Origin of the sequence: Banduia mediterranea (genome assembly GCF_031846245.1) — a bacterium.
GTDB lineage: Bacteria > Pseudomonadota > Gammaproteobacteria > Nevskiales > Nevskiaceae > Banduia > Banduia mediterranea.
Genome location: NZ_JAVRIC010000002.1, coordinates 1 through 12,325 on the forward strand (window position 1 = coordinate 1; position 12,325 = coordinate 12,325).

The window sequence follows — 12,325 nt, forward strand, 5'->3', positions numbered from 1 at the left end:
GCAAGACCTGACCCCGGCCTTGACCCCGGCCTTCGACCTGACCCCGGCCTTCCTCGAGGAAGGCGGCTATCTGACCGAAGCCGTGCGCCGCCGGCCCTACGCCGTGATCCTGCTCGACGAGGTCTTCAACATCCTGCTGCAAGTGCTGGACGACGGTCGCCTGACCGACGGCCAGGGCCGCACTGTGGATTTCCGCAACGCCGTGATCGTGATGACGTCAAACCTGGGCTCCAACCTCATCCAGGAAATGGGCAGCTTCGGATACGAAGACATGAAGTCCGCTGTCATGGAAGTCGTGCGCGGTCACTTCCGGCCGGAATTCATCAACCGCATCGACGAGGCCGTGGTCTTCCACTCGCTGGGCAGCGCGCAGATCCGTTCGATCGCCGCGATCCAGACCGAGGGGCTCAAGAAGCGACTGTCCGAGCGCGGCATCGGCCTGGTGTTCAACGACGGGGCCCTGGACCGAATCGCCGAGGCCGGCTTCGACCCGGTCTACGGCGCCCGGCCCCTGAAGCGCGCGGTGCAGACCCTGGTCGAAAACCCGCTGACGCGGGCGATCCTGGACGGCCAGTTCGTCAGCGGCGACACGGTTCGGGTAAGCCTGAAAGACGGCGCGGTCGCTTTCGACCGCGCCTGACGCTCTGGCCGCCATGCGCACCAGCTCAAATGCTTGTATGTCGTAACCGACCCAACGCTCTACCTTCGGCGAGGCGTTGCGCCTGGAACTTGCGCCGAAGTCACTCCTTAACGTAGACCGCCAAGTACGTGGTTGTACCTTGCCCAAGCCCCAAACAACCGGGCTGCGTGACCTGAAACACAGAATGGAATTTATAGCCTTCCACGGCGCGTGACTCGAAACGCTTTCCCAGCGCCGCAATCGCCTTATCAGAAAAGGCTGCGCCGATACTTTCAACCTTGTACTCCATTATTCAACCTCCCGATCAAGATACATAAAATCGATTCCACCGACGCCACTCTTGCACCGTCGCAATCGCGCTATAGTCAGCGCCAAGCCTCGCACAAAGCCTCGTTGCCGCACAGCCAATTCACTGTAATGAGAGCAGCTGGGATCAAAAACACACCTGCGTCGAAGGGCCTTTGGTGCTATGCGACGATACGCCCGAAGTAGAAGTACGAACAATTTCACGAGTGAGATTTTTTCTGGTACGGGAAGCGCACCGATCCGTGCGTCAATCGCCGTGGTGCCAGTAAGATTTCGCTCAACCGACGGGCGAAGCTTTTCGTCAATATCAAACTTGAACGTGTCCATGTGGTTGTAGTGCCTAACCGTCAAGTTCCGCGCACAGATCGGGGGGCGGGTATAGCCTTTGGATTGAGTGCACCGCGTCTGCCTTTTAGACTTGGCACCTTCCTCTCAGGTCTTACTGTGAAGTGGTTATTTCGATAAACCGCCCAATTCCAGCATGATCGTAAAGCCACAAGCCGCCATACTCAAGGGCCGGCTCAACGCTCATGACCCAATCAACACCTACGAGCATCAAAGCGGGCACATCGTCCGCAAGTTGCTCAAGTACGGCGATCTGGATTTCGCTGTAGTTTGAAAATTGGCCAACGACAAGGGGCGCCAAAACAACCAGTGCCACGAACGTCAGGATAGCCGTCAAGCCCGTGGGCACACCCAGCCCCTTACCTAACAGTTCTCCGATAAGTTCAGATGCGGCAACGAAAATCCATATCAAGGAAAATGTCATCAGTATGAGAGGAGAAATCACCTCAACGGACGACTGCAGTCCCATCGCGTAACATTGCCCACCCGGAACATGAAGATTTTCCTCTGAATAACATTTCACATCGACCAATGCGTCTTCCACTGCCCGAGCTGTAAGCAGAGCATAGATTTCGTCTGTTGTCAGTTGGCGGTATCGCATGAATTCGTCTTGGAAATCATCCCCAACTGCAGCTTGCATCATTTTTTTTGCCGTCGATGTTGCGAAGAACTGACTTGATGACAGTGATGGGGCCAGGCTCCCGAATGCCGACCGCCGCCAACGGTTCATTGCTTCGCGCTCGAGTATTGGCCTGAGACTCGAAAATGCAGCGTCATAGCTGATTCCCTTTGCAATGGCCTGATAGCTGGCGACCTCCGCAGGATTAGAGAGCGTCGATGCGGAGCGATCTGACCGGATCGCGGCATATGCCGTGCTCCAGTGCAGACGCGAATCGGCACGCAGCTGTTCCACCAAAATGGACCGCTCGTATGACTCGCTACGTGACTTGTATTTCTTGAACGCGGCGGCAATCCTTGAACGTCCATCCCTATATTTTTCTTGAGCGTCACCAAGACCAATTCCTACATTATTTATGGCGGGCGTGGAGATAATGTCGGTGATTCTTAAGGCTATTTCTTGTTCCACCTCCGACGCACCGAATAACGTCACAGGGAAAATAATGGAAAACACGCGGGATGCGGGGGAATCGTCTGAGAGTACACGGCTGGAGATCGTATTGACTTCTACTGAGTCATAGCTTCGAATCCCGTCCAAGGTCGCTTTCGAGCGCGTCATGGATAGCCTGGATTTCTCGCTCGTAAACTTCTTGACCATGAAATCCGGTGCACTTGAGAACGCCAGGGGCGCCGCCGCGAGTATAAGAGTTAAGGTCAGCCCGAACATGGCCGTGATTATCGCGGTCCACAGGTTCCAGGCTGTTTGCTCGGACGCGGCACGTTTCAATTCGTAAATTGTTAGTGCAACCGTCAGAAGCCAGAGGATTAGCGGCAAGACATTGAGGACCTTAGAGAACAGTGATATCCGCGCCTCCTCGACAATGAGATCTGGGCTGTGAGAGGTCCGAACAACCATGGCGTGCACAGCCAGATCGAAGACGACGAGCAACGCCGCGACGATCATCATCGCGACGGTCAGAACTATGATTCTCCGGGGAGGCGCGGCTCGACGCATGGCCTATCGAACATCCTTGATCGTGCGGATAACTACTTTGCGCATGGGTGGCGGCCCTGAGAACTGCGCGGAATTGACGCTCACCGAATCCGCATTCACGGCGAAGGCAGCCAGCAGTTTCTCTCGCACTTCTTCGGCTTGTGCAATAGCCTGAGGCAAGGTCTCGATTCCGCCCTGTAGTGAGTAGAAGCTGAAATTTTTCAGGGCATCCAACTGGCGACCGATCATGCCGTTATCTAAATCCATCGCCCAGGGAATCTGGGTTGATCCCGTGGATGACGGCGCCGTGTAGTACGCGTATAGACTCCGGCAGGTTCTGTATAGACTTTCGGTAGCCACAATTTCATCGGGAAAGTCACGTCCGGGCGATGTTGCAGGCTTGTCGCCATACCAACGTGCCTTGTGCTTGAAGACCGCGCCACGAAGTTCCGGCCAGCTGTTGGTCTCTGGATTCAAGATCACTCTATCGAATCCGTAGCTTCGAAACTGACGAACCGAATTCTTGTTTCCGAGCAACTGCTGTATTGATATTTCGGCGGAGATTGGTGCAGTGGTCTTGGAGCGCAGAAACCTGATCACGGTGCTGAATTTCTGTGCGTCCGGAAGGTTGCTGCGCCGCGGATCGATTGAATTCCGCGCTCTAAAGCGGACTTGACCCGCATCGGGATGCGTCCAACGAATCTCGCCGGGCGGGTTCAATGTCGCCAAGTATTGAACGACGTCTAGGTAACGGGATGCATAGGAGATGGCGCCCGGGCGGGCCTTGCCCTCCACTCGAGCGACCAGATCTGTGATCGCGCCCAACTCAAGGCCATCGCCATCCACGCGAAAATCATCAATCCGAATCACAAGCTTATCAATCCTGTCGTTCCCGTTAGAACGGGTTCGTCGAGCGAGCCGCAAGAGGTCCGGGTCCACAGCCAGCGTTTTGGCGGACGCGACGGACTCCGGAGGCGACTGCTTGGCCGCTGCCGCCGCTGCCTTAATCAGTTCATCGATAACCCGCACTGCAGCTCCCTGCACTGCCTGATCCATCATGTTGTTGAGCTCAGCCTTCGAGTTCCACGAATCTCCTTGCTTGACAACAATCCAATGGAAGATCTTGTGGAAATACACGTCGACCGCCAGCGATTGAAAGCCCTGCTTGACGCCCAGTGTCGCCTCCTCGTCCAGTGTCGAATAACGGGGGGTGTAGCTGAGATCCCAACTTAGCGTCCAGTTCAGGCACTCGGCACCAGGGTTTTTGAGCACCATAATGTTTGCGGGCTCTAATATCCCGAGACCGATTTCATCCAGAGATTCGATAGAAAGATCAAGGCTCTGCGTGATTGAGGGCCGGGGCTTATTAGGCGCCGGTTGCGACGCACAGCCTGCCAAACCCAGAATGGACAATGTCGGTATTAAAAGCAGAGCGCGGCGGTATCGCGCGCCAAGAAATGAAGTTAACGCCATGTTTATTCCACTTTGCCGGGACGTGGCGCCGCGCGAGCACCGCCAAGATCGATGGCCGTTTAGCGCTTTCAACACTCAAGCTTACGCACCGAGGTAATCGTGGGCATGCGTTCGATCTCCTCAGGGCGTTCGGAAAGCGCCTCGATTCGACCCAGGTACGCGCCAACCTCTTGCTCATATTCTTGGATGTCCGCGACCAGTGCTTCACATTGCTTCGCGCCTTGCTTTAGGCGCCACAGGTCAGTCGCGGCCATCCCGGCCGGATTGAACTCGAATCGTTCACTTTCGCCCGAAAACCTCAGCCACTTCACCGTTACGCTGCCGGAATAGTCGCCCATCTCCTGACTCGCATTTCGCGGCAATCGCATCGATATCTGTTTTGTTCTGCCCGTCTCACCACTTGGAAGCGAACCGTTGTCCATCTTCAGTTCGGCCCCGAAAATCTTTGGCTTGTCCCGACCCTTCTCCAGCAAGGATATCTCTGCTCGGACCGCATCGATGGGCATGTCCAGTGAGTTGCTCAGCTCCACGGCTGCCGTGGCAATTTTGCTGCCAAAATACCCGGACCTATCCGCACCGACCTGGATCAAATTCAACTTGGGATTCAACTGCTCCTTTTTTTCGGCGAGCGCGGCCTCTTCGGCCTCTATGCCCGCCAGTTTCCGCCTGTATTCGGCCAGTTGACCCTGCAGCTCGGGCAAGGCTGCCAGAACGGTCGTTTTACGCTCGCGCGCGCTAGCAAGCCGCGCCTTGAACCACTGACGCCTGATTTCGTCAGCCTCCTGGCGTAAGACTTTGGCGCTTTTACCATTCACGATATCGCTGTCGCCAAGCAACAGCTCCCGGTAGACTTCCAGCTGGCTCGATCTGCCCATTTGGCCGGGAACAAACAGTTGGTAGTATTCCTGTACATAAAGATCATCGAGATAAAGTTCGGACATTCCCGATTCCCGATGTTCGTACAGCAACGCCAGATCCTGCCCGACGCTACGCTTTTCTTTCTCGGTCATACCTTTCATCATTTCCGAAAGACTTTCGTACATGGTTTCCGCATTGGTCGCATCGATCTTGCTCGAGCACGCGGCAACCATCGAGCTGGCGAGGATGATCGCTGCAATTTTCGCCCGATAAGGCCTACATAGTTTCATTTTCATGATTGTTTGCTCCTGATATCCTGCAGCGCCTCATTGATCTTGAACATCACGATCAGGATCTCATTGATAATTCGGGAAGCGACCACCGCACCGGTCGTGATCATCAACCCCGAAAAAAGACGAGAAAATGAGAAGCCGCCGAATCCTCCGAATATATGATCGAAGCCATATACAATTGAACCCAAAACTTGCAGCCAATAGACGAATACGATGATCTTCGGAGTCAACATCGACTGGAAAAAAAATAACTGTTTCATGTTTGCCCCCGATGTTTTCCGGCCCCAACGGCCTGCGGGAAATTCCACCATATTAAATGTTTAATCTTTTACCTTTCTGTATCGCATTCCCATCGGCCCCTCCAGCGCCCCGTCGTCCGCTAGGGTGAGAATCTGGGTCATGCCCTGAGGCATCAACAGACGGAGCTCGTCACCGTCAATTTCATACTCGATCTCCACCACCGTGCCCATTGCGCCAATACGAGCGGTTCCGTCCTTCTTGAACTCGTATTGGGAGATTCCCATTTCGTCGGTATAGGTTCCTTCGAACCCGGAACCGCAGGCGACCAAAGCAGCGGCCAAGAAAGCTGGCAGCGCAGCTATGATTATGTAATTGCGAAAATTGAATAAAGTCATTACGTCTGCTCCCTTTCAGCTACGAATTTGTTTTGTGGTGCTTCACCGTTGTAGGCGACACGCTGCCGCTGACGGGCGCATTCCGGTGTGCGCCGCCACTGAAGGAGCCGCTGACCCGGGTCTCCTTGACCTTGCTCGTTCCCGTGACTTCACCGGTGAAATGGCGAATCTCGTAGTTTTTTCCGTTGACTCGAACGTTCATGCGCCGCCCCTGTTCGCCTCGATCCTGAGATTGGGCAATGCTCCGGCAAGCCCTACAGAGGCGTCCTCAAGAAACCTTCAAGAAAGTTTCAAGCGGCGTGCTACCGCTCCGATGGCAAGCGCGGTATGGTTGTGACGAATGCGCCCGGACGCGGCTGAATTAAGACGCTCGCGCCCTGGCAAATCGGAACCGGATAAGTTGGGGGGCATCCGATGACCGATAACGGTGCCTACTACCGTTGGCGATTCGGCGAAGTTCAATTCGACGAGGCACAGCTGGAATTGCGGGTTTCCGGCCTGCCGGTAGACCTGGAGCAGAAGCCGCTCCAGGTGCTTTCGCTGTTGCTGCGGCACGCCGGCGAAGTCGTCACCAAGGACGAGTTGTTCGATACGGTTTGGCAGGGACGGGTGACGGTCGACCACGTCTTGGCGACGGCCGTGGGAAAAGTGCGCAAAGCGCTGGGCGAAGACGGCGCAAAGGCGATCATTACGGTTCCGCGCGTCGGTTATCGACTGCTTGCATCGGTGGAGCGCGTCGCGGTGGGCCGGGGTCACGCCAGCCAGATGGACTTGAACCCGGGCGCCGCGGTCCCCGGCCGGGAGCATTTCCGGCTGGAGCGACAGCTCAGTCCCTCCGGTAGCAGCGAAGTCTGGCTGGCACGACACGCCAAAACGGGCGAGACACGGGTTTACAAGTTCAGCCCCGATGGCAGTCGCCTGTCGTCTCTGAAACGCGAAGCGACGCTCTTCCGCGTCCTGCACGAGAGCCTGGGCGAACGCGACGACTTCGTCCGCATCATCGACTGGAACTTCGAGAACGCGCCCTTCTTTCTGGAATGCGCGTTCGGCGGTATCAGCCTCGCCGAATGGCAATCGACCCAGGCATTGCAGGGAATGGCCCTCGATGAGCGATTGACCTTTTTTCTGGGTATCTGCGACACGGTCGCGGCGGCCCACAGCGTGGGCGTGCTCCACAAGGATCTCAAACCGGGCAACATTCTCGTCACCGATCACGGCGGCCACTGGCATACCTGCTTGACCGATTTCGGCAGCAGCCGACTGCTGGAGCCAGGCCGCCTCGACGAACTCGGCATCACCAATCTTGGCCTCACCCTGACACAGGGGATCGGCAGCGATTCCAGCAGCAGCGGCACGCCCTTGTATCTCGCGCCGGAACTCATCGCGGGCAAGGCGCCGACGGTGCAAAGCGACGTCTATGCCCTGGGGGTGATGCTCTATCAATTGCTGATCGGTGACTTTTCTCGGCCGATGGCGCCCGGTTGGGAGCGCGACCTCGACCATGATCTGCTGAAGGAAGACATCGCTCAGACCACAGACGGCAACCCGGCGCGACGCCTGGCAAGCGTCTCCGAGTTGATCGAGCGTATACGCACGCTGGATCAACGAAAGGGAGAACTTCAACACATCGCCCAATCGGAGCAGCGCGCGCGGCTGGCGGAGCAAGCCTTGGAGCGCGCGCGCGCCAAACAGCCGTGGGTCGGCGCAACGGCTATTGCGCTGGTCGCAGGCCTTGCGATCGCCCTGGTGCTGCTGAGCCAGAGCCGGGAGGCGCGAATTCAGGCGGAGCTTGAGCGCAAGCGTGCGGAGGCTGTGGTCTCCTTCCTCACCGAAGACATCATCGGCGGCGCCAACCCCGACCGGGCAGGACACGAGAGAAATCCCACAATCGAAGAACTTGTGGCAATCGCCGCCGAAAACGTCGAGGACCGCTTTTCGGGCGAAGTGGCCGTACAGGCCGCCGTGTGGCGTGCGATGGGTACCGCCGCCTACGCGGTCAGCCAGTTCCGCAATGCCGCGCAATACTTCGGCATGGCGGCTGTAAAGGCCGAATCGGTGTTCGGGGCGGGAGATGCGCGTACGCTCATCGCGCGCTACGCCCTGGCCGAAGCGCAGTCGGCGATCGGCACATCCGAGTCGGTTCACAACGCAAACCAAATTCTGGACCGGGCCGACCGGATCGCCGGACAACGCCTGCTTGAGGACTCCCAACTCGCATTGCGTGCGAACTTGGCGCGAGCCCGCTTCCATTTCAACAACCATCAACGTGGCGCGGCCCTGCAGTACCTGGAAAGAACCGCCGAGTTGCAGCGGAAGCTCCAGCCGGAAGCGCATGTGGCGCGCTTCGCTACCGAGTCGAAGATTACCGAGGTCTTGCTGCGTCAGGGGAAAGCGGAGATCGCGATGCGAAAAGCCGAATCTCTGCTCGACGAAATGCGCCGGACGCCAATCCGCGGCGGCCAAGAACTTCGCGCAACGGTCGGGCTGATACTGGCGAGAAGCCTGAAAGCGCAACGCCGCTTCGCAGCGGCACTGGAAGCCGCGCAAACGGCTCTCAGTGACTCGCTTGCGGCGACCGGCGCCCATTCGCGCACCAGCTTGAATATCCGCTCCCAACTGGCGGCGATTTACGACGAGTTGGGCGATTGCGAGCGCGCGCTCGCGCTGATGCACGAGGTCAGCGCCGGGTCTGCACAAAGAATGGGTGCGAACAGCCGCTTCGCGCTGATCGAGCGGGGGAACCTGGGTCTCAAGGAGTACGAATGCGGAAACGAGGAGCGCGGTCTGGCGATCGTCGCCGAGGTCGGCGAACGGCTGCGCGTAGCCTTCGGCAACGAGGACGCGGCCTCACAGGCATTCCGCGTCTTTCATGCGGAAGTCGACGCGCGCGAGGGGCGGTATGACAGGGCACTGAGCACTTTGGTCAGCCTGCAGCCCGATCGACTGACCACCGCCATGTCGGAGCCGGAATGGGTGGCGCGATTGGATGCGATCCGCGGGATCGCCCTAGTCGGCAAGGGACAATACGATGAAGCCAACGCACTCTTCGAGACGGCGATTCCCCAGTTGGTTCAGCTCAACGGCGATCCCGAGGCGATCGCGGTGTATCGCAACGCCTGGGCCACTGCGCGCGAAGCACGCGCACAATAGATTTGTGTCATCAGCCCGCGCGGCTCAACTGGAATCCTGGCTGCTTCCTTCCGGCAGCTGCAAGCGCTGCTCCAGGACCTCCAGCGGCACGTGCCGTACGTCCACGCCGCGCACGAAGTAGATCACATCGTCGGCAATACTCTTGGCATGGTCGCCGATGCGCTCCAGCGCGCGCACGCAGAAGATGATGTCGATCACCGGGCCGACCTTGTGCACGTCTTCCATCATGTAGGTGATCAGCTGGCGCATGAGGGCCTCGTATTCACGATCCACCACCTGATCCTGCCTTGCCACCGCCACGGCCTTTTCGACATCCATATCGGCAAAGGCGCGGACCGCGTCGCACACCATTTCCTGGACCTGCCGCGACAGGTGCATGACCAGGAACATGTGCTCGCGGGTCCGCCGCTTGCGCCATAGGCGGACCGTCATGCGGGCGATCTTCGCGGCCTCGTCGCCGACCCGTTCCAGCTGGGTGCTCGTTTTGATGACCGCGTAGACGAAGCGCAGGTCTCCGGCCGTCGGCTGTCGCCGCACCAGGAGCTGGGTGCATGCCGCGTCGATCTGGACTTCCAGGAACGTCGGGGTCAGAACATCGGGGTCAACAGTGACGAAGATCGCAACGCCTTTCTCGACGGGCTCGGCCGGGTCTGCGAGCGACAGCAGTGGCGTGTGTGGGCTTGGTGCCTGATGGACAACCACTATCACCTGCTGATCGAAACGCTGAGTCCCTCCCTGTCGCGCGGCATGCGCGAAGTGAACGGGGTTTACACGCAAGCCTTCAATCGCCGGCACGGTCGTGTGGGGCATGTGCTGCAGGGGCGCTACAAAGCGGTGCTCGTCGATCGCGACGCTTACCTGCTGGAAGTGTCCCGCTATGTTGTTCTGAATCCCGTACGGGCAGGTCTCGTCGCCGATGTCGAAGGCTATCTCTGGAGCAGCTACCGGGCGATGATCGGCAAGGAGTCGCCTCCCGACTGGCTGGCGGTCGAGGCTACGCTCGAATCCTTCGGCAAGACCCCGGGGCGGACACGCAATGCTTATGCTCGATTTGTAAAAGACGGCGTCAACGATGGCTTCGATCTGGATGCCACGGTCCGCAATCAGATCTTTCTGGGCGACGAGTTGTTCGTCGAACGCATGGTGGCGCAAGCCGGGTCCAATACCCGTGAAGTCCCCAAGGCGCAGCGCCGAGTGAAATCGCTGAAAGCATACGAGCGCGAGCACAAGCACCGCGATGCCGCGATCCGTGCCGCCTACGACAGCGGCACCTACACACTGCCACAGATCGGCACGCACTTCGGTCTGCACTACTCGACCGTAAGCCGGATCGCGCGAGGTGTCGATCGGCGGGTTTCGTCAAGGAGCAAGACTTGACCCCAAGTTCCAGCAGGCCGCCGTTGAGTGGCCGTGCCGTGTCGCTGCGGCGACCTTCGCCATAACGGCGTGCGGCCGTGGCCTGTACCGCAACGGACAAGCCCATGATCGTGGCGAAGGCCATGAAATTGACGAAACCGGCGATGCCGACACCCGCCAGCGCCGGCGCGCCGAGCGCGCCAACCATCCAGGTATCGACGAGATTGAGCAGGTTCTGCGACATCAGCCCGCCGATGATCGGCAAGGCGATCCCCAGAACCGAAGCCGTGCGGTCGCGTGTCGGAAACAGGAGCATGTCTCAGCCTATCGCGAAACGGACGCGCGGACCGTGAAGCCAGCAGACGCCAACGGTGTTGGTATTGAACGTCGACTGCGGCGATCAGGCGTTTTTGACCATTGTTGCCGCATGCCCCAAGGGCTAGTCTTGGGACTTCGATCAGAGAGTCGTATCTCAAATGGGTATTCGGGGAAGGTTGACGGCCACGGGCCTGGCACTGCTGACACTGTCGGCCTGCGCCACCAATGAAGCCTTGACCGCTCCGGTGGAGGCCGAATCGGGGACCGTGCCGGTCTATCGCCGCGCCGATGTCGATCGTGACCCGATGGCGAGCAAGGATCGCTCCAGCGACTATCGCGAAATCTATTCCCCGCCCCCCGATGCCGTGCCACAGCGGCCACTGCCGCCCGCACCGGCGCGTCCGCCGGCGCCAGTGGCTTCGGCGAGCCCGACCAGCGGTCTGGAGTTGCCGGTACTCGCCAAGCCGGGCGAATGCTATGCCCGCGTGGTGATCCCTGCGCGCTTCGATACCACCAGCGAGCGCGTGCTCAAGTCTCCGCAAAGCGAGCGCATCGAAATCGAACCGGCGCGCTATGAGTGGGTGGAACAGCGCGTGATGGTCAAGCCGGAAAGCGAGCGCATCATCGAAGTGGCGCCGGCGCAGTACCGCTGGACCGAAGATCGCGTGCTGGTCACACCGGCCGGTGAAACGGTCGAGGAAGTGCCGGCTCGGTTTCATTGGGTCGAAGAACGCGAAATGGTCAAGCCGGCCACCCAGGTATGGAAGCCCGGCCGCGGCCTGATCGAGAAGGTCAACGATGCCACCGGCGAGATCATGTGCCTGGTGGAGGTGCCGGCCGAATATCGCACGATCCGCAAGAAGGTCATCGACGCGCCGGCCACTACGCGTCGCACCGCCACGGCGGCCGAATACAAGACCGTGCGCCGCCAGGAACTGGTGAAGCCGGCGGAAATCCGCCGCGAGACGATCCCCGCACAGTACGAGACCGTACGCGTGCGCAAACTGGTGTCCGCGGCACAGGAACGACGCATCGTCATCCCCGCCGAATATGAAACGGTGGAGCGTCAGGTCGAGGTGGCGTCCAGCCGCCTGGAATGGCGTTCGGTGCTGTGCGAAACCAATGCCGCGGCGGATACGATCCGCGATCTGCAGCGCGCACTGGCCAATACCGGCTACTCGCCCGGCAAGATCGACGGCAAGCTCGGTCCGGCCACGATGTCGGCAGTGCGCGCCTATCAGAACAGTGTCGGTCTGGCTCTGGGCGGTGTGACCAGCGAGACCCTCGATCGTCTCGGCGTTTCCCGCCAGATGCGATGAACGGGTCAGGCTCTAGCCTG

The 12,325-nt window shown here is 59.1% G+C and carries 13 protein-coding genes and 1 pseudogene; 4 read left to right on the plus strand and 10 right to left on the minus strand.

All coding sequences use genetic code 11. The features are described 5' to 3' along the window. Positions 1–640: AAA family ATPase (locus tag RM530_RS01450; protein WP_311363427.1), on the plus strand; the 640-nt coding region annotated here is incomplete at its 5' end. A gap of 100 nt (positions 641–740) precedes the next feature. Here the strand turns inward: RM530_RS01450 and RM530_RS01455 are convergent. The 8 genes from RM530_RS01455 to RM530_RS01485 form a co-directional block, all read right to left on the minus strand. After that, positions 741–929, minus strand: coding sequence for a hypothetical protein (locus RM530_RS01455; RefSeq protein ID WP_311363428.1), 189 nt, complete (start codon positions 927–929; stop codon positions 741–743). Next, positions 929–1,273 (minus strand): membrane protein insertion efficiency factor YidD, encoded by a 345-nt coding sequence (gene yidD, locus RM530_RS18580; protein WP_349256147.1) that lies wholly within the window; start codon positions 1,271–1,273, stop codon positions 929–931. The genes RM530_RS01455 and yidD overlap by 1 nt, the downstream gene beginning before the upstream one ends. 112 nt (positions 1,274–1,385) lie before the next feature. After that, positions 1,386–2,876: a hypothetical protein gene (locus RM530_RS01460; protein ID WP_311363429.1), complete on the minus strand. Its 1,491-nt coding sequence runs from the start codon at positions 2,874–2,876 to the stop codon at positions 1,386–1,388. Between the two features lie 51 nt (positions 2,877–2,927). Then, positions 2,928–4,376 carry a hypothetical protein gene (locus tag RM530_RS01465; protein WP_311363430.1) on the minus strand — a complete coding sequence of 483 codons (1,449 nt, stop codon included), beginning with the start codon at positions 4,374–4,376 and terminating at the stop codon, positions 2,928–2,930. Between the two features lie 68 nt (positions 4,377–4,444). Then, positions 4,445–5,530 carry a hypothetical protein gene (locus tag RM530_RS01470; RefSeq protein ID WP_311363431.1) on the minus strand — a complete coding sequence of 362 codons (1,086 nt, stop codon included), beginning with the start codon at positions 5,528–5,530 and terminating at the stop codon, positions 4,445–4,447. Then, positions 5,527–5,787: a DUF4282 domain-containing protein gene (locus RM530_RS01475; protein WP_311363432.1), complete on the minus strand. Its 261-nt coding sequence runs from the start codon at positions 5,785–5,787 to the stop codon at positions 5,527–5,529. The genes RM530_RS01470 and RM530_RS01475 overlap by 4 nt, the downstream gene beginning before the upstream one ends. A 60-nt stretch (positions 5,788–5,847) precedes the next feature. Further along, positions 5,848–6,162 (minus strand): hypothetical protein, encoded by a 315-nt coding sequence (locus RM530_RS01480; protein ID WP_311363433.1) that lies wholly within the window; start codon positions 6,160–6,162, stop codon positions 5,848–5,850. A gap of 19 nt (positions 6,163–6,181) precedes the next feature. Next, positions 6,182–6,364, minus strand: a complete 183-nt coding sequence (locus tag RM530_RS01485; protein WP_311363434.1) for a hypothetical protein — start codon at positions 6,362–6,364, stop codon at positions 6,182–6,184. A gap of 212 nt (positions 6,365–6,576) precedes the next feature. On the opposite strand from RM530_RS01485, the gene RM530_RS01490 reads away from it, so the two are divergent. Beyond that, positions 6,577–9,312 (plus strand): protein kinase domain-containing protein, encoded by a 2,736-nt coding sequence (locus RM530_RS01490; RefSeq protein WP_311363435.1) that lies wholly within the window; start codon positions 6,577–6,579, stop codon positions 9,310–9,312. A 24-nt stretch (positions 9,313–9,336) separates the two neighbouring features. Here the strand turns inward: RM530_RS01490 and phoU are convergent, their stop codons facing one another. Then, entirely contained in the window at positions 9,337–10,020 is a 684-nt protein-coding gene (gene phoU / locus RM530_RS01495) for a phosphate signaling complex protein PhoU (protein ID WP_432276070.1), read from the minus strand. Between phoU and RM530_RS18900 the strand changes: the two genes are divergently transcribed. After that, entirely contained in the window at positions 9,907–10,689 is a 783-nt protein-coding gene (locus RM530_RS18900; RefSeq protein ID WP_432276071.1) for a transposase, read from the plus strand. The two genes, phoU and RM530_RS18900, sit on opposite strands and share 114 nt — an antisense overlap. A gap of 94 nt (positions 10,690–10,783) precedes the next feature. Here the strand turns inward: RM530_RS18900 and RM530_RS18905 are convergent. Then, a pseudogene (locus tag RM530_RS18905) lies at positions 10,784–10,984 on the minus strand (MATE family efflux transporter); the annotation flags it as partial. 160 nt (positions 10,985–11,144) lie between these two features. Here RM530_RS18905 and RM530_RS01510 point away from each other — a divergent pair. After that, complete coding sequence (locus RM530_RS01510) at positions 11,145–12,305, plus strand: peptidoglycan-binding domain-containing protein (RefSeq protein WP_311363438.1); 1,161 nt, start codon at positions 11,145–11,147, stop codon at positions 12,303–12,305. Positions 12,306–12,325 lie beyond the last annotated feature (20 nt).